This is a genomic window from Paenibacillus sp. PsM32 (assembly GCF_030433815.1).
GTDB classification, from domain to species: domain Bacteria; phylum Bacillota; class Bacilli; order Paenibacillales; family Paenibacillaceae; genus Saccharibacillus; species Saccharibacillus kyungheensis.
On the sequence record NZ_JARUWY010000008.1, the window covers coordinates 59,774 to 76,985 of the forward strand.

At 39.1% G+C, this 17,212-nt stretch carries 16 protein-coding genes; 13 read left to right on the forward strand and 3 right to left on the reverse strand.

Going from position 1 to position 17,212, the window contains the following annotated elements; genetic code table 11:
* The first annotated feature begins 34 nt into the window (after positions 1-34).
* Positions 35-1,216, forward strand: a complete 1,182-nt coding sequence (locus tag QCD85_RS15705; RefSeq protein WP_273613023.1) for a M20 metallopeptidase family protein — start codon at positions 35-37, stop codon at positions 1,214-1,216.
* A gap of 179 nt (positions 1,217-1,395) precedes the next feature.
* Here the strand turns inward: QCD85_RS15705 and QCD85_RS15710 are convergent, their stop codons facing one another.
* Positions 1,396-4,023, reverse strand: a complete 2,628-nt coding sequence (locus QCD85_RS15710) for a X2-like carbohydrate binding domain-containing protein (protein ID WP_301263181.1) — start codon at positions 4,021-4,023, stop codon at positions 1,396-1,398.
* 57 nt (positions 4,024-4,080) lie between these two features.
* Complete coding sequence (locus QCD85_RS15715; RefSeq protein ID WP_301263182.1) at positions 4,081-5,148, reverse strand: SurA N-terminal domain-containing protein; 1,068 nt, start codon at positions 5,146-5,148, stop codon at positions 4,081-4,083.
* A gap of 211 nt (positions 5,149-5,359) precedes the next feature.
* Between QCD85_RS15715 and QCD85_RS15720 the strand changes: the two genes are divergently transcribed.
* The 6 genes from QCD85_RS15720 (at position 5,360) to QCD85_RS15745 (ending at position 9,994) form a co-directional block, all read left to right on the forward strand.
* Entirely contained in the window at positions 5,360-6,190 is an 831-nt protein-coding gene (locus QCD85_RS15720; RefSeq protein ID WP_274172315.1) for a helix-turn-helix transcriptional regulator, read from the forward strand.
* Positions 6,191-6,360: 170 nt separating this feature from the next.
* On the forward strand, positions 6,361-6,801 hold the full coding sequence (locus tag QCD85_RS15725; protein WP_273613019.1) for a YlbF family regulator: 441 nt from the start codon (positions 6,361-6,363) through the stop codon (positions 6,799-6,801).
* A 64-nt stretch (positions 6,802-6,865) separates the two neighbouring features.
* Entirely contained in the window at positions 6,866-7,114 is a 249-nt protein-coding gene (locus QCD85_RS15730; RefSeq protein ID WP_069329121.1) for a YlbG family protein, read from the forward strand.
* Between the two features lie 392 nt (positions 7,115-7,506).
* Positions 7,507-7,944 carry a hypothetical protein gene (locus QCD85_RS15735; protein WP_273613018.1) on the forward strand — a complete coding sequence of 146 codons (438 nt, stop codon included), beginning with the start codon at positions 7,507-7,509 and terminating at the stop codon, positions 7,942-7,944.
* Positions 7,945-8,151: 207 nt separating this feature from the next.
* A complete protein-coding gene (locus QCD85_RS15740) occupies positions 8,152-9,054 on the forward strand; it encodes a selenium metabolism-associated LysR family transcriptional regulator (protein ID WP_273613017.1) in 903 nt (300 codons plus the stop codon).
* A gap of 52 nt (positions 9,055-9,106) precedes the next feature.
* On the forward strand, positions 9,107-9,994 hold the full coding sequence (locus QCD85_RS15745; RefSeq protein ID WP_301263183.1) for a PHP domain-containing protein: 888 nt from the start codon (positions 9,107-9,109) through the stop codon (positions 9,992-9,994).
* Positions 9,995-10,172: 178 nt separating this feature from the next.
* Here the strand turns inward: QCD85_RS15745 and QCD85_RS15750 are convergent, their stop codons facing one another.
* On the reverse strand, positions 10,173-11,933 hold the full coding sequence (locus QCD85_RS15750) for an Rqc2 family fibronectin-binding protein (protein WP_301263184.1): 1,761 nt from the start codon (positions 11,931-11,933) through the stop codon (positions 10,173-10,175).
* A 124-nt stretch (positions 11,934-12,057) separates the two neighbouring features.
* Here QCD85_RS15750 and dapF point away from each other — a divergent pair, with 124 nt between their 5' ends.
* From dapF to rpoZ, 6 genes are all read left to right on the forward strand, one after another.
* Complete coding sequence (gene dapF / locus QCD85_RS15755) at positions 12,058-12,894, forward strand: diaminopimelate epimerase (protein ID WP_301263185.1); 837 nt, start codon at positions 12,058-12,060, stop codon at positions 12,892-12,894.
* Positions 12,895-13,011: 117 nt separating this feature from the next.
* Entirely contained in the window at positions 13,012-14,904 is a 1,893-nt protein-coding gene (locus QCD85_RS15760) for a bifunctional homocysteine S-methyltransferase/methylenetetrahydrofolate reductase (protein ID WP_274172319.1), read from the forward strand.
* 32 nt (positions 14,905-14,936) lie between these two features.
* Positions 14,937-15,833 (forward strand): YicC/YloC family endoribonuclease, encoded by an 897-nt coding sequence (locus tag QCD85_RS15765; RefSeq protein ID WP_273616331.1) that lies wholly within the window; start codon positions 14,937-14,939, stop codon positions 15,831-15,833.
* Between the two features lie 63 nt (positions 15,834-15,896).
* Positions 15,897-16,157, forward strand: a complete 261-nt coding sequence (remA, locus tag QCD85_RS15770) for an extracellular matrix/biofilm regulator RemA (protein WP_020615370.1) — start codon at positions 15,897-15,899, stop codon at positions 16,155-16,157.
* Positions 16,158-16,224: 67 nt separating this feature from the next.
* Entirely contained in the window at positions 16,225-16,797 is a 573-nt protein-coding gene (gmk, locus tag QCD85_RS15775; RefSeq protein WP_273613012.1) for a guanylate kinase, read from the forward strand.
* Between the two features lie 47 nt (positions 16,798-16,844).
* Positions 16,845-17,066: a DNA-directed RNA polymerase subunit omega gene (gene rpoZ / locus QCD85_RS15780; RefSeq protein ID WP_204823367.1), complete on the forward strand. Its 222-nt coding sequence runs from the start codon at positions 16,845-16,847 to the stop codon at positions 17,064-17,066.
* The last annotated feature ends 146 nt before the right edge of the window (positions 17,067-17,212 follow it).

The following is a 17,212-nucleotide window of genomic DNA, read 5'->3' on the forward strand; positions in this document are numbered from 1 at the left end:
ATAATGAGAATAGCATTGAAAGGATGAAGAGCAGATGGGGAATTACAATTGGGAAGCTTTATTTCCAGATATGGTAGAATGGCGCAGGCATCTTCATCGTCATCCTGAATTATCTTATCAAGAACATCATACAATGAAGTTTATTGCTGATCTATTAATGTCTTTTGGAATTGAGACAACGTCCGGTGTCGGCGATACAGGAGTCATTGGTGTTATCAAAGGAGATTTACCTGGCAAAACAGTTGCGTTACGTGCTGATATTGACGCTTTACCTATTCAAGATGAAAAAGAATGTGAATATGCTTCACAGGTAGATGGTGTTATGCATGCTTGTGGACATGATGGTCATACCGCAGGTTTATTAGCAGTCGCTCGTTATTTTAGTGAACACCGAGCAACGTTAAAAGGTGAAATTCGTCTTATTTTCCAACCGGGTGAAGAAGTATGTCCGGGTGGCGCTCTGAAAATGATTGCCGCAGGTGCTCTTGAAGGTGTAGATGTTATCTATGGTGTGCATTTATGGTCGCCTTTGCCTGTCGGAATATTAGCTAGTGCCGCAGGTCCAATTATGGCTTCTGTTGATGACTTTGTGATTGATATTACAGGAAAAGGTGGTCATGGGGGGATTCCTCATGTGACTGTCGATAGTGTACTTACCGGAGCGCAATTGGTGGTGCAATTACAATCAATTGTGAGTCGTAATGTAAATCCTTTGCAACCTGCTGTGTTGACGATCGGAACTATCAATAGTGGAACAGCTAAAAATGTAATTGCTGAAACTTGCCGAATAACGGGAACAGTACGTACATTTGATGAAGAAACTAGGGCAGTTATCCGTAAACGGTTTGACGAAGTAACCCGTCATGTATGTGCGATGAATGGGGCAGAAGTAGAGATTGATTATATGATGGGTTATCCACCACTGGTGAATCATGCGAGCGAAACAGAACGCTTTTTCGAAGTGGCTACTGAAGTCTTTGGAGCAGATCATGTTGAAGTGACTCCACCGATGATGCCAGCAGAAGATTTTGCTTATTATGTACAAGAAGTGCCAGGATGTTTTATTTTTGTTGGAGTTGGCAATGAAGATAAAGGGATTACGTATCCGCATCATCATCCAAAATTCGATATGGATGAAGCAGGAATGTTAAATGCCGCCAAAATATTAACAGCACTCGCTGAAAATTATTTGCAACAATCTGCGGTAGAAACGTAATCTATTTTGTAACACTGAGTTGTGGGATTATTTGTAATGATGTGAAAAGTATTCAATAAACTATACTTTATAAAAAATTAGGCAACCAAAAAGATTCAGAACGGGTGAACAATACACCCCATTCTGAATCTTTTTTGCTACCAGCTGTTCCTATTTATCTATCATGTTATCACGATCACTCAAGTATCTGTAGAATTCATAATATTCAGATCGATTTTGAGTTGTGCTCCTGAAGCGAATTCAAGCTGTAAGCCTGACTTGCCAACTGCTCGCGATGTTAGAAAACTTTGTGTTAGCGTATACGTATCTCCATTAACTGTATAATCTTTGCCTTCGGTTAGACTACTTAATACATTTCCTTCTGTTCCGATATAACGAATCGTGGATAACGTATCTCCATTCAGATAGACATCCCATGTTACTTGATTCGCAGGATCATTTTGTTTGGACGGATTCAGATCATATGTTGCTGAAGTGATCGAGGTTGTCGGTTGTTGCGGATTTTCAGTACTGTTGTTATTGTATACCTGAATTTCAGTGAGTGTAGGCGTTCCAGTTGCACCAGATTTGACGCTATCAATTAGCAAGCGAAGCTGACTACTTGTAATATGACCAAAATCTTTTAACGAGACATTGGTTCCCAAACCGTTAGTCTGCTTTTCAAAAGTAGTCCATGTATCTGTAGTTTCATCATATTGTTGCAATTCATATTCAAGAATACGTGGATCGGTTCCGCTATCGACATATTCGTCTAAATAGACTTCATCAAAAGCAATAGGTTTACCAAAATTGATGGTAATCTCGATTGGATAGGTGACTTCGTCCGGGCTTGCCCAGCGTGTCGTTGTTTTGCCATCTACCAGATTAGTAGCTTCTAAGCCTTTATTTGGATGAGTATAATTAGCTGAAATCTGCTGATGAAGCGCTAGATTTTCACGTGGTGCAGGTTGCTCATTTTCGATAGGATTGGTATCCACAGGTGATTCAACTTTGGTTCCTATTGGACTTTCTTGAATTCCGATATCGATATTGTCGCCATAGTATAGATGATTGTTAAAGAAATCGGCTTGTCCTGCATGTACATTATAGCGACCAGTATCAATTAATGGTGAAGTTGGTTTGACTTTGAAATTAGCGGCTGAATCAACAATGTTAGCAACGCCATTACCACGTTTGTAATCCGCAGGATCAGCTACAAATTGCGGATCTGCTAGTACAGTATGCGCATCGGCTGGTTGTTGTGCAGACTGTACGCCACCAGCTTCATAGTACGCATTGTTCGAGAAGACAGCTTTATTCAATGCTCCTTCTTTGCGGTACCATTTAGTAGGCGTAGTTGTTGATGTGTTGTAAAATACATTATTTAAGAAATAAACGGTATCTTTAAATACTTCATCATGGAACCAATCCATTTTGGAAGCATCATAGACAAATACATTATTCAGGAAATACGTAGGTGAGTAGTTGGTAGATAGCATATTTTTAACAATAACTCCGTTATCATTTACACTTAAATTGTAGCGTGCAATCGAATTAGAGCTATTCCCCATATAAGCCATCCAACCTGCTGCATTATCATGAGAATAATTATATTGATAGGTCACATTAAAATTGGTAAATTCCAAATCCCACGGGGTACCATCATATTCTCCATACGGCCCGCCATAGACTTCGTTATATTGCATAACTGTATCTGCCCCTGCCCATAAGTACAACCCACAAGAAACGGCATTATAGCGTTGCAAATAGCCATTCACTTCATTGTATTCGACAGTCATATCTTTGGTATTTGCTAGCTGAATCGCGCCTTGACCAATATCTTCAGCATAGTTATGACCGATATACACATCACGACTATACAAATCTCTGTTTTTCACCCATAGCTGTTCCCAACCTTCATGAAATTTACCTGTTTCATCATATTCACCAGAACTAGCATCGCGATCATAAAACCAGTTAAAAGCAAATTCAATCGCATGTAGTTCTGTTTGGTAGAAACGGTTATTTTCGATACGCACATCTTGGAAATAATAAGCACCTTCATCGTAAGATTTATAACTTTTTTCTCCAAATACTTGAAAAACGATGCCACCATAATGAATTTTTTGCCAGTCTGTAGGCCCATCAATATTGTGAATATAATTATCACTGATTCGGAAGTAATCCATAATTTTATCGTTTTCTTCTAGTAAATCAGCATTAATGGAAATAGATATACCATCTCGAACGACTGACTTGGTTTTGGCAGAGACATTAATATCGGTATTGAAATCATCATCGTTGGATAATTCAAGATTATGAATTTCCCAGTATTGCTGATTGCGTAGAACGACAGCACCGGTCAAGCCGACTTTATTTTTATCTTTGACAAAATCTCCATTTATATATTGAAGAGGATTATCCACTTTGCCGTTGGTAGCAATATAAGGTTTGCCCAGTGCTTCATCACCATAACGATCGATCACAATCGGTTTACCGGCTGTTCCCGATCCTTTGGGCCAGAGTTGCTGATTCTGCCAGCTCTCACCAGATTTAAGCAAAATGCGATCTCCTGGCTGAAATGTAGTATTGTTTGCTTTTTGTAACGTTTGCCATGCAGTATCGACAGATTTACCGTCATTGGTATCTTTTCCGTTGGTTGCATCAAGATAATAATCGGTTCCGCCGTATGGATTAGGAGCATTGCCGCTAAGTGCATTTTTAGGTGAGTCTACAGAAGTATTAGCATTCGCAGAGTAAGTAGGGAATAGAGTAAATAATAACGTAAACAATACCAAGCCAATACAAGCTTTTTTAATGTTAGGCATTATAGACCTCCAATTGAATTTACTTTTCCAAACTACAGAATAAGTCAACACAGAATGCTACAACATCATGAATGAAGAAGTGGCTAATACGGTACTGATTTTTGGTTGATCTACTGTAACCGGAAGGGATTGTTGAACGTGTTTTAAATACGTATTCAGTCGATCTTCTAGCAATGTTTGTGTAATCTGCGCTTGATACTGTTTGAAAGCTTCTTCTTTATTGATAGCGGTGTGTTCTAATTGATACAAATCAAAACCTTGCTTTGTCTCGATAAGGATTGGTTTTGAAGCATCATCAGTATTTCTGAGCTTCATAATCAGTTCATTTTGATACGAATTTTGCGAAGTATTGCTATCAGGTGTAATAGTCTCTGCTATTTTTTGAGGTAGTTTGTATTTGTTTTGAATCATAGTAAGACTCATATTTTGTTGTAGGTCTTGTGTGATTTGTTGCAAAGTAGTTGCTTTCTGTTGCTGAGTAGAAGGGATATGAAGCTTAGTTATTTCGTACGTAGTCGCATTAACCGTCCAATCTGCTTGATGAGCATTAAAGTAGGCATAAGCGTCTTTGTTATCAATATAAAGAGGGTCATTTGGAGATTGGCTTAATTTCTTTTTCAGTTCTGTTCGGAGAGAGGTTAGCAAGTGAGAATAATACGATTGTGGTGTAAAAGAAGTTAATCCATATACAATTTCTCCACGTGATATCGCCTCGGTACGACTTTTGTTTTCGGTATTCATTGCTTGAATAATATCTGCATAATCGATATGTTCGATTAAATGCTGCTGTTTGCCAACAATTAATAATGTTTTGTCTTTTACAATTTGAGCTAATGCTTGTTGCTGTAACTGATCCATAGGTGTTGTTCCGTCAACTTTTTTGTACCAATCTTCTTTGCTAAGTGGACGTTGGTATTTGGTTTGAAATTCATTTTGTATTTTAGGACGTAATTGTTGCATATAAAAGGTTAATTCTTGTTGACTGATAGCATGTTCATCGATTGTGGCAACTTCATCATTGGAGTTAAACATATACAGCATAACGGTTAGAAGTGTACCCCCTACGATAAATAAACCTGTGATTAATAACAAAAACGATTTGGTGTTTACTGCTTTTTTGCTCATCATTTATCCCTCCTTTAGTGTTACAAAATGAATGTATGAATAAGTTTATTATACGTTTGCAGTTTAGATTAGAATTTATCTTTATTGCTATGTATTTTAGATTTATTGCTTTAAAATAAATAATATGACTAAATAGTGTGAACATTGGGTTCATAGGATGTAAAGAATTGTTTATAAAGGTGGATGATTTTAGAATGAAGAGGTGATAATGATGAATAGTGGAGGACATTTGTCTACGATCGATGTTCATTCGTATGTCAATGCGGAGTTAATTTATATTAACAAATCGGATACGGATGGAGAAAATTGGGTCACGATGAAGCATTCACACCATTTTGTTGAATTTTTTTATGTGACGAGTGGAAGAGGCGAATTTTTAGTAGAGGATAAGAGATTTGCTATCAAAAAAAATGATGTAATCGTTATTAATCCCAATGTCGAACATACGGAAATTTCAGATACGCATCAGTTGCTTGAATATATTGTTATTGGAATTCATGGCATTTCACTAGTAAATGAAGAAAATCCTTTTTCTTATCTTAAAATAGATGATGTGAACAACAGTATTTTATTTTATGTGCATCAACTCTTTGAAGAATACAATGCCAGACAGTATGCTTATGAAGAAATAGGCAGACATCTGATCCGTATTTTGCTTTATCTTATTTTACGTAAAAAGTCTGTATCATTGCATGTAGAACCTTCCCAAAAAGTAAATCGTGAGATCGCTCTTGTACGCAATTTTATCGATATTCATTTCAAAAAAGATATTACGCTAGATGTATTAGCCAGTGAAGCACATATTAATAAATATTATCTATCTCATGCTTTTAAAAAAACATACGATATATCGCCGCTTAAATATTTGTCTACGGTTAGAATCAATACAGCTAAATTTTTGCTAGAATCTACGAATTATTCGATTTTGGATATCTCCGAAATTGTAGGATTTAAATCGCAATCGTATTTTTCCCAACTATTTAAAAAAGAAATAGGTCTATCTCCGATGGATTATCGCAAAGAATGTTCACCTTTGTTGTAAGGTATTTAGCCGAAAAATCGTTGTTTTATCGCTAAATATAGTGAACTTTATGTATTAAAGATACCATTTTTGGAAAAGCACTTCTAATCTGTTCTCGGCTTATGCTATGATAATAAAGACAACTAAGTTAGAGGGTTGTCCACTTTATATACAGAAACGAGATGAATTTCATGAGCGTAACCGAGATTAGGACGGTCGATATGGCCGAAGTCTTGACAAGCGCCTATGAATTAGGCGATATGATCAACAATTCTATCGAAGTCGCGAATTACCTATATTGGGAAGAGCGTATGCTGGCTCACCCGGAAGTTATAAGCTTGATGCACAAGCTCAACAGCAAAAAAGAATTATTTGAAGAAACACAACGGTTTGGACATTTTCATCCAAACTTCCATGAAGCCAAAGAACAGGTAGAAGCTGTTCAACGAGAAATGGAACAGATAGAAGCGGTATGGCGCTTTAAAGATGCTGAGGAAAAATTGGATCAAATGTTATACGAAATGTCAGAGTTGATAGCACATTCGGTCTCTGAAAGTATTAAAGTTCCAAGTAATAACCCTTTACCGAAAGGAGGCGGATGTGGTAGTGGAGGATCATGTGGATGCAGTTGAGAACGAACAACAAGAAAATGTAACACAGCAACCAGAAGAACAAGAATTAGCATTGCCTTCACGTATGGGCTACATTATCTGGGTTAATGATGTTAAAGCAGCACGTAATCTTGAAAAATATGGCTGTGTTCATTATATTTCACGTCGCATGCATTATGTAGTTATGTATTTGTACACTGAAAAAGCAGAAGAAACACTCAAAAATATCCGTCGTCTTTCTTACGTGCGCAAAGTTGAACGATCTTATCGAAATGAGATCAAAACGGAATATACTAAAGCGGTACCTGATCAGACTCAATTTTACGGTATTTAATCAAGTATTTTGAAATGAGCAGTTCTGACTACCATTTATCAGCGACCTTTAATGGTCGCTTTTTTATATTTTATTGTAGGAAACGGTTTCATTTAACAGCGTTTAAAGGTATGTACTAAGTATTATTTATGATAATTTTGAAGATTTATCATTTATGGGTTAAAGAAACGTTACTCCCTGTCGATATAATATTTAGTGGGACTACAGAACTGTAAGGTTGCAAAGACAAATATTGAATTTAAATCAATTTACTTTAAAAATTAAAGAAATTTAGTGAAATGAGTTAAAAAATGGTAGCTTTTTCGTCTTGTGTAGGGCGAACGATGTATATATCTTAATAGGTATAAATACTTAGACGGAAAGACCCATACAGAATGGGGAGTGAATAGTTAATGAGAGATAAAGTAATGGAACGTTGGAGCACATATGAACCTTTTCACGTAGAACTTGGCGAGAAAAAAGTTGCAGATATCGTAATTACGAATCATGCTATTAGTCGTTATAACGACCGTATCGCTAAGGCTCAGACTAAACCTGAAGAAATTGCTTCATTTATGTGGGAAACGCTTAAACAAAATCGTATTGTATCGTATTATCGCAAAGAAGAAGATGTATATCTAATTGATGAAGACCTTGTTGTTGTTGCTGAATTTGCTGATCTACCAGGTGAATACGATCTTACAGGTAACCCACTGCACAAAATGATTATCGTTACATTTTTGGGTAAAATGTCGGAAACGATTGAGCTTCGCGATCTTAAATCTTACTATTCATGGTTAAGACACTCTCGTCGGATGACTTTGATCAAAAACAGTCGTAAACGCAAATAAGCTTTGTATATCGACAGCAGATGTGCCTAATAGAAAAGAAGACATAGCGTTGTATTAGGAGTTTGCGTAAACATGCAATATTCATAAAACGACTCACATATCTAATCATAATACTTTTGAAAAGAAGCGGCTGTTAAAGCGAGCTTCTTTTTTGTATGCTGATTTGAAAATGGTACAATATATACATAGCAAGGAGGGGGAACGGTAGTGGCATTTAATTTTCATCAATTACACATTTTTTATACAGTTGCCGAGCGTGGCAGTTTCTCAGCGGCGGCGCAAGCTCTTCATATGACGCAACCGGCAGTCACGATGCAAGTGCAGTCTTTAGAAGATCATTTTGGCACCAAATTGTTCAATCGGACGACCAAGCGCATTGAGTTGTCTGAAGCAGGTCATGCGTTAATGCCGTTCGCTTCGCAAGGGATTCATCTGATGCGGGAAACCGATGCAGTCATGTCCAGATTTACCGATAGTCTAGCAGGGCGATTAGTGTTAGGTGCAAGTAATACGATTGGTGAGTACGTATTACCTCGTCTGCTCGGTCCACTGGGTCAGCAATATCCACATATGAAAGTCATGCTCAAAGTGATGAATACCACTCAAATCTTAGATGAAATTAGTCGTAATCAGCTAGATTTTGGATTGATCGAAGCGCCTGTTGAACATCCCGATATGACGATTAAGCCTGTGATGCAAGATGAACTCAAACTCATTGTACCCGGCAACCATCCTCTGGCTGATCAAGAGATTGTGCAATTAACAGATGTGTTGAAGTATCCATTTGTGTTACGTGAAAAAGGCTCTGGAACTCGCCAAGTGATGGAAGAAGAACTAATTAGACATCAAGTCGATCTTTCTCAAATTCAGACAGTGATGGAATTAGGCAGTACAGGAGCAGTAAAATCTGCTGTAGAAGCTGGATTAGGTATTACGATTTTATCACCATCATCGGTTAAGCATGAAGTCACTTTAGGATTACTGAAAGTATTAACTATTGAAAATGTTTCGTTTCAACGGCAATTTTATTCGATTCATCTTAAATCTACATTATTGACTATTCCGGCAGTCACTTTTTTACAATTTGTACAAGAGTATGAGTGGGTGTAAATATAGAAGTGTAATAGATAGGTAGAAGCAATAACATAGGAGTGATTAGATAATGGATAATTCTCAAGAAGAACGTTATGCAGATTTGCATACTCATAGTCAGGCATCAGATGGTATGAATACACCAACGCAAAATATAAAGTTAGCAGTAGAAGCAGGTCTGGGCGCGATCGCTGTAACCGATCATGATACGGTGGCTGGTGTAGCCGAAGCGATAGAAGCAGGCAAGCAGTATGATATTGAAGTGATTGCTGGTGTAGAAATTAGCACTAGAGAAGATAATAAAGATATTCATATTCTCGGTTATTACCTTAATACAGAAGATCCTCAATTACTAGAACGTCTGCAAGGACTACGTGAAGTTCGAGACAATCGTAACGTACAAATTTTGCAAAAGTTACGTGATCTGGGCGTAGAGATTACGATGGATGAAGTCATCCAGCAATTAGGCAGAGAATTAATGCCTGATGAAAGTATCGGTCGTCCGCATATGGCTGATGTGTTGGTAGCGAAAGGATATGCTGTTGATCTAAAAGATGCTTTTAACAAGTATCTAGCCGAAGGAGCGGCTGCATATGTCTCTCCACCACGTATTACAGCTTCTGATGCAGCGGTATGGATTCGTGAAGCCAATGGAGTTCCGGTGATGGCTCATCCGGGTATTTATGGTGATGATGCATTAGTAGAGCGTATTCTGGATAACAGTTCTATAGCAGGCTTAGAAGTGTATCATTCCGATCATTCTCCTGAAGATGAGCAACGATATCTGGAAATAGCCCAACGCCGGGATCTAATAGTTACCGGTGGCTCTGATTATCATGGAGAGCGTCAAGGAAAAGTATTTCATGGCCCATTAGGTGGCAAAAATGTACCGATGTCTACCTTAACTCAATTGCGCCAATTACAGACAGCCATCGAGACAGGGATTACAGCAGAATAATCATCATACAGTAATCACAGTGGAATGATAGCAAAAACATTTGATATAGTTATAAGAAAAACGGCTGGATAATCACCTGTAATAGGTGTGGTCCAGCCGTTCTTTGTTTGATTTCAACATAGGAGCTTATTTAAAGCATACTTTATTGAAGCATACCTATCCTATAGTCAGACGAGCATTACGATCTGATCGTGCTTTCCAAGCTTTTAACTACCTCTTCTTCAGGAGTGATAAACAGCGTAGTCTGTTGTTCGTAAATCACAAATCCCGGCTTGGCTCCACTTGGCTTACGTACATGACGAATAAGAGTGTAATCTACAGGCACACTACTAGACTCTTTAGCCTGACTAAAATAAGCGGCAAGCTGAGCGGCTTCTGCTAATGTAGCTTCGCCAAATTGTTGACTACGGATAACTACATGAGAACCCGGAATATCTTTGGTGTGTAACCATGTATCATTCGAATGAGCTAATTTATTCGTAATGTAATCATTTTGCAAATTATTTTTCCCTACATACATTTCGATACCTTCACTGGAAGTGTAGACATGAAGAGTAGGGCGATTGTCTTTGCGTTTCTTTTTGGCACGTTTATTACGATTACGTACATACCCCTGTTCAGCTAATTCTTCACGAATCTCATCAATATCTTGTAGTGAAGCACTACCTAGCTGTTGGAGTAACGAATCTAAATATTGAATTTCAGCATGTGTTTTGATTAATTGTTGATCAATTACAGCGAGACTATTTTTATATTTGTTATAACGTTTGAAATAGCGCTGTGCATTATCAGACGGTGTTAATTGTGGATCAAGAGTAATCGTTATTGGACGCTGTTCTTCATCATAGAAGTTAATCAATTCGATCTGCTTATCACCACGTTTTAGTTCATGGAGAGAAGCAAATAATAGTTCTCCTTGAATACGGAACTTTTCAGCGCCTTCAGCTTCTTTAATATCTTTTTGCAAGTTATCCAATTTTTTAATATTTTTGCTACGTTCATTTTGGAGAAAACGCAACAGGTCGCTTGTTTTTTGCTTAACCGTATCGCGTTCAGCTTTGTCACCATAATAAGCTTCGATACATTGACTGATCGAATCATAGTGCTTTTCTTCTTCTTGAATCAATGTTAAAGGAACTGCTGAAAACACAATTTTGCCTTGTGCATTGAGACCGCTCACCGGAGCAAATTCCCCTTTGGATACTTGCTCCATTAAGCTGGAAAATGCTTGCCAGATATACGGTACATCTGGATAAAGATTTTCATTTTCTCCATTAGCGCTAATATCAGCTTGTTGAGCACGATAGACAATTTCTTCGGCAATCAATGGGCTTAGACCGCTAAATGTATTCAATAGAAAACGAGCAGGAGGATCGATATTTTCACGATGCTTCTCCATAAATTGTTGTTCACTGGTTTCTAAAGGATTTAATTTGTGCTGATCTGGTGGTTCTACATAGCTAAATCCAGGCATAATCACGCGATAGCTACTGATTGCTGGCGTAATATGATGAATGCCGTCCAGTATCGTATTGGTTGCAGGATCGATCACAATCATATTACTATGACGACCCATAATTTCAATAATCAATCGTTTGAAAGAAACATCGCCTAATTCATCTCGCTGACGTACATTGAAATGAATTACACGTTCCATACCTACCTGTTCAATCGATTCAATAATAGCACCTTCACAATGCTTGCGAAGCAACATACAGAACATAGGTGCTTCTTGTGGATTCATAAAGGATTGCTCGGTAAATTGAACACGTGGATAGGTAGGATTAACGCTTAGAATTAATTTGCGATTCCCGCGCTGTGCACGAATCTGAAAAACAATATCATTACCTGTCGGTTGGTGAATTTTATTAATACGTGCGCCTTGCAGAGATTGAAGCTCATGAACAATCGCACGGGTAACAATGCCATCTAATGCCATATCGAGTATTCTCCTATTCTTACTATCATAATCATCTTCTATCATGCCACAAAGCCATAGCAATTTATAGTGCCATCATGTATGCTTACCCAATAGAACGTGTTTTTCGGAGGAGAGAATCAATATGGAATTTACAAAAATGAATGGTCTGGGCAATGATTTTATCATCGTCTATGGAGAGCCATCCTTACCAGCAAATGTAGCAGAATTAGCGATTAAGCATTGCAATCGTTACTTTGGTATCGGTGCAGATGGATTGGTTTATATTTTGCCGTCTGCGAATGCAGATTTTATGATGAGAATTATTAATTCAGATGGATCAGAAGCAGAACAATGTGGGAATGCAATTCGTTGTGTTGCCAAATATGTGTATGATCGTGGGTTAACGCCTCATACTGAAATCACTATAGAAACGATGGGTGCAGGAGTTCAATCGGTTACTGTGCAAGCTGAAGACGGAATAGCCCATACAGTTCGTGTCGATATGGGAGAGCCTATTTTGGATAGTACGTTAATTCCTGTAGCGATCGAAGGCAATCCAGTAATCAATCAAGAGATAGAAGTGGAAGGTCAGATTTTCCATTTTACAGCGGTATCTATGGGTAATCCTCACTGCGTTATTTATGTAGAAGATGCTGTGAATATCGATCTGAATAAATGGGGACCACTACTTGAAAATCATCCATTATTCCCGCGTAAAGTCAATGTAGAATTTACAACGGTGCAAAGTCGTGATCGAATGGACATGCGTGTATGGGAACGAGGAGCAGGACCGACACTTGCTTGTGGAACAGGAGCTTGTGCGACATTGGTTTCTTCTGTACTGAATGGATATTCTGATCGTACTGGGTATGTCTCGCTTAAAGGTGGAGACTTATATATTGAATGGGATGAGTCCAGTAACAAAGTATATATGACCGGCCCTGCGGCTACTGTATACACTGGAGAAACAACCGAATAATATGCTTGTTACGCGTCTGGTTATATAATTTAACTATACCACCGTTCAGACGTCTTATAGATCGTTTTTATATGATACATTAGAACGTAAATGACATACAGTGGGGTGGACTATACAATGAAGCCAGATTTGCGTTCCAAATGGACAGATCATGTAATTATAGGCGATGGAGCAATGGGAACCTATTTGTACCAATTAGGATTTCCTGTAGGTATTTCTTATGAAGAATTGAATTTGATTCGTCCACATATTATAGAAGATGTACATCGTCAATATGTAGCTGCTGGTGCTCAAATGATCGAAACGAATACATTTTCTGCTAATTATGACCGATTATCTAAATATGGGCTTGAACATAAAGTAGATGAAATTAATCGCGCAGGTGTACGGATCGCCCGGGCAGCAGCTGGTGATCAAGCTTATGTTGTCGGTTCAGTAGGTGCGATTCGCAATGGTAAACGAACCAATATTCCGCGGTCTGAATTACGTCAGCATTTTAGACAACAAGTATCGTCTTTGTTAGAAGAAGGCGTAGACGGAATTTTGTTGGAAACGTTTTTTGAAGTAGAAGAGCTGGCGATTGCTTTACGGCAAGTACGCAAACTGACTGATATTCCGGTGATGTGTCAATTAACGGTAGAAGATGCGATTCGGACGCTGGATGGGTTTGCTTTGCCAGATGCGTTTGCTTTACTGACTGATGCGGGTGCAGATATGGTAGGACTGAATTGTCGTGTAGGCCCTAACGGAACACTTCATGCACTAGAGGCAGTTCAAGGTAAAGTATCTTTGCCATTATCAGTCTACCCTGATGCAGGAGTAGCGGATTATGTAGATGGTGAGTATCGCTATGGAGCAAGTCCGGCTTATTTCGGTCAGCGTAGTATTCGATTTGCCGAATTAGGAGCACGAGTGATCGGCGGATGCTGTGGAACAACACCTGAACATATCGCCGCTATTGCCAGAGCGCTAGAAGGATATGTACCGGAGAAGTTAGACTTTTCCAATGTCCAGACACCGACTCCTCAAATTAGTGTAACGATTGAGAACGCCATTATGGATGAAAGCGATCGTAACGGAGAAGATGTACCGCCGACACTGGTAGACCTGGTGCGTGAACGTCCAACAGTGATTGTAGAACTTGATCCACCTCGTGATCTTGATATTACACGCTTTCTCAAAGGGGCAGCCGCACTTAAAGAAGCTGGAGTAGATGCGCTAACTCTAGCAGATAATTCGCTTGCGGTGACTCGTATGAGTAATATGGCGCTCGGACATATTGTGCAACGTGAAGCAGGGATTCGTCCGTTGATTCATATCGCTTGTCGTGATCGTAATATGATTGGTAGTCAATCTCATATGATGGGATTCGATGCTCTCGGTATTGATCATGTACTGGCTGTGACCGGCGATCCGTCTAAATTTGGTGATTTGCCTGGAGCAAGTTCTGTCTACGATATGACTTCATTTGATATGATCAAAATGATTAAGCAATTGAATGAAGGTATCGCATTCTCAGGCAAACCGCTCAAACAACGTGCCAAATTTGTAGTAGGCGCCGCTTTTAACCCGAATGTCAAACATCTGGATAAAGCAGTTGTTCGTCTGGAAAAGAAAATTGCGGCTGGTGCTGATTATATTATGACTCAGCCTGTCTATAATGTGCAGTTGATCGCTGATATTCGGGAAGCAACCAAGCATTTAGATATTCCTATTTTTATAGGTATTATGCCTCTCGCTAGTGGACGTAATGCAGAATATCTTCATAATGAAGTACCTGGTATTCAATTATCCGATGAAGTACGCGGACGGATGGCAGGGCTGGAAGGCGAAGAAGGCAGAGCCACAGGCGTAATCATCGCCAAAGAATTGCTGGATGTTGCTATGGAACATTTTAACGGAATTTATATTATGACTCCGTTTATGTTTTATGATATGAGTGTACAGCTAACTGAATATATATGGGCAAAAGCAAAGCGCCGTCCAAACCCCTTGTTTCACAATAGATAATCAATTACAATAGGATAACGGATGTGATGCCGATGTCATTCAGTATGACCGGATACGGTCAGTCCGCCGTGCAATTTGGCGGCTACAAAGTCCAGATTGAAGTCAAATCCGTCAACCATCGTTATTGCGAAATTATGATGCGTTTACCACGTGAATGGGGTCAAATGGAGGACAGTCTCAAAAGGCTGATTCAAGATGCGATCAAGCGTGGACGGATAGATGTATTTATGAACAAAGAGCAAGATACAGGGCAAGTTCCGTCTTTGAAGCTCAACCATGCTAACGTTCAGTCTTACTTACAAGCCGGTCAAGAGCTTACAGAGCGTTATGGTGTGAATGGAAATTTGGATATCAATCAATTGCTTGCATTACCAGGAGTCATGACTACCGAGCAACCTTCGGAATTGGCAGATGAAGAAGAACAAGCACAGTGGCAACAGATTCTTGGACAAGGACTACAAGAAGCACTTCAAAATTTACTGCAAATGCGTGCACGAGAAGGGATTCATTTAGCTAACGATTTGCGGGAGCGGCTGAATCTGCTAGAGCAGTATTATCGCAGTATGTGTGAATTGGCGCCTACTGTAGTAGAAGAACATCGCATACGTCTAAAACAGCGATTATCTGAACTTCAGGATGGAAGTTATCATTGGGACGATTCCAGAATTAGCATGGAGATAGCTGTATTTGCAGATCGTTCTAATATTGACGAAGAATTGACGCGTTTGAATAGTCATTTTCAGCAGTGCAAATTATTGCTAGAAAGTAATGATGCAATCGGGCGTAGGCTTGATTTTTTGATTCAAGAAATGAATAGAGAAGTGAATACGATTGGTTCCAAAGCGAATCATCTGGCTCTCGTGAATCATGTCGTCGAGATGAAAGCGGAACTGGAAAAGATCCGTGAACAAGCCGCAAATTTGGAATGAATGCAAGTCAGCGACCTCATTTCGGCGTAAATGAGTCAAATGTATAGGGGGAAAAACCTGAAGATGGCCATCAAACTTATCAATATTGGCTTCGGAAATATTGTATCCGCGAATCGGATTATTTCTATAGTAAGCCCTGAGTCTGCACCAATCAAAAGAATTATTCAGGAAGCACGCGATCGTCATATGCTCATTGATGCCACATATGGTCGTCGTACCCGTGCTGTTATCATTACAGATAGCGATCATGTGATTCTTTCCGCAGTGCAACCGGAAACTGTAGCACATCGCTTATCGACTAAAGATGATGATCACGACGAATAAACAAAAAGAGGCTGTTGATCAATCCACTATGCACCGGACGACGCAACAGCCTAAAATGGAGTGTACCATGTCTAAAGGATTATTATTTGTGTTATCCGGCCCTTCCGGTGTCGGTAAAGGAACGGTATGCAGTGCTCTTCGGACGCGTATGCCTGAATTGATCTATTCTGTATCTGCAACCACACGCCAGCCTCGTGCAGGTGAAGTGGATGGAGTGAACTACTTTTTCAAAAGCCATGAGCAATTTCAAGAAATGATCTTAAACGATCGTTTGTTAGAACATGCAGAATATGTAGGCAACTTTTATGGAACACCACGTGATTTTGTAGAAGATACGCTGAATGCGGGTAACGATATTTTCCTTGAAATCGAAGTGCAAGGTGCTTTGAAAGTCATGGAGAAGTTTCCAGAAGGCGTATTTATATTTTTGACTCCACCTTCGTTTGAAGAATTGGAACAACGTCTGCATGGACGGGGAACCGAAACCGTAGATACGATTATGAATCGAATGACGGTAGCTGCTGACGAGTTGGAATTAATGAAGCATTATGATTACTCTGTAGTCAATGATGAAATTGATCTAGCGTGTATGCGAATCCAGAGTATTATTGTCGCAGAACATTGTAAGATTACAAAATAAGTCCTGTGAAATAAATTTCGCAGAACACGAAGAGGTGTGTGTATCTAATGTTATATCCTTCTATTGATGAAATGATGACTAAAGTCGACAGTAAGTACTCGCTTGTTGTTGCAGCTTCCCGTCGTGCTAGACAACTACGTGAAGGTAGTGTTAGTGAATTGAAAGATGCTCATGCGAGCAAATATGTAGGGATTGCATTAGAAGAAATCTATAACGATATTCTTCGTATCGAACGCAGAACTGAAACAGAGTATGACGACGAAAAATAAGTAACAGGCTACGGTAAAGGGGCCCGCTATAGAAGCTTAATTAAATACGGACCCCTGTGCCACTTGCTAACAACCGAAAGGTTGTTATTTTTTTTGAAAATATACTAAAACGATGGAATAGATTCCCCTTTTACGATAAAAAGCGG

What these genes read in the sequence shown, in the direction of transcription:
- remA (WP_020615370.1), top strand. Translation starts at nt 15,897, where the DNA reads ATGGCCATCAAACTTATCAATATTGGCTTCGGAAATATTGTATCCGCG.
- QCD85_RS15750 (WP_301263184.1), bottom strand. Translation starts at nt 11,933, where the DNA reads ATGGCATTAGATGGCATTGTTACCCGTGCGATTGTTCATGAGCTTCAA.
- QCD85_RS15720 (WP_274172315.1), top strand. Translation starts at nt 5,360, where the DNA reads ATGAATAGTGGAGGACATTTGTCTACGATCGATGTTCATTCGTATGTC.
- QCD85_RS15765 (WP_273616331.1), top strand. Translation starts at nt 14,937, where the DNA reads ATGTCATTCAGTATGACCGGATACGGTCAGTCCGCCGTGCAATTTGGC.
- gmk (WP_273613012.1), top strand. Translation starts at nt 16,225, where the DNA reads ATGTCTAAAGGATTATTATTTGTGTTATCCGGCCCTTCCGGTGTCGGT.
- QCD85_RS15745 (WP_301263183.1), top strand. Translation starts at nt 9,107, where the DNA reads ATGGATAATTCTCAAGAAGAACGTTATGCAGATTTGCATACTCATAGT.
- QCD85_RS15710 (WP_301263181.1), bottom strand. Translation starts at nt 4,023, where the DNA reads ATGCCTAACATTAAAAAAGCTTGTATTGGCTTGGTATTGTTTACGTTA.
- QCD85_RS15735 (WP_273613018.1), top strand. Translation starts at nt 7,507, where the DNA reads ATGAGAGATAAAGTAATGGAACGTTGGAGCACATATGAACCTTTTCAC.
- QCD85_RS15760 (WP_274172319.1), top strand. Translation starts at nt 13,012, where the DNA reads ATGAAGCCAGATTTGCGTTCCAAATGGACAGATCATGTAATTATAGGC.
- QCD85_RS15725 (WP_273613019.1), top strand. Translation starts at nt 6,361, where the DNA reads ATGAGCGTAACCGAGATTAGGACGGTCGATATGGCCGAAGTCTTGACA.
- dapF (WP_301263185.1), top strand. Translation starts at nt 12,058, where the DNA reads ATGGAATTTACAAAAATGAATGGTCTGGGCAATGATTTTATCATCGTC.
- rpoZ (WP_204823367.1), top strand. Translation starts at nt 16,845, where the DNA reads ATGTTATATCCTTCTATTGATGAAATGATGACTAAAGTCGACAGTAAG.
- QCD85_RS15730 (WP_069329121.1), top strand. Translation starts at nt 6,866, where the DNA reads ATGGGCTACATTATCTGGGTTAATGATGTTAAAGCAGCACGTAATCTT.
- QCD85_RS15715 (WP_301263182.1), bottom strand. Translation starts at nt 5,148, where the DNA reads ATGAGCAAAAAAGCAGTAAACACCAAATCGTTTTTGTTATTAATCACA.
- QCD85_RS15705 (WP_273613023.1), top strand. Translation starts at nt 35, where the DNA reads ATGGGGAATTACAATTGGGAAGCTTTATTTCCAGATATGGTAGAATGG.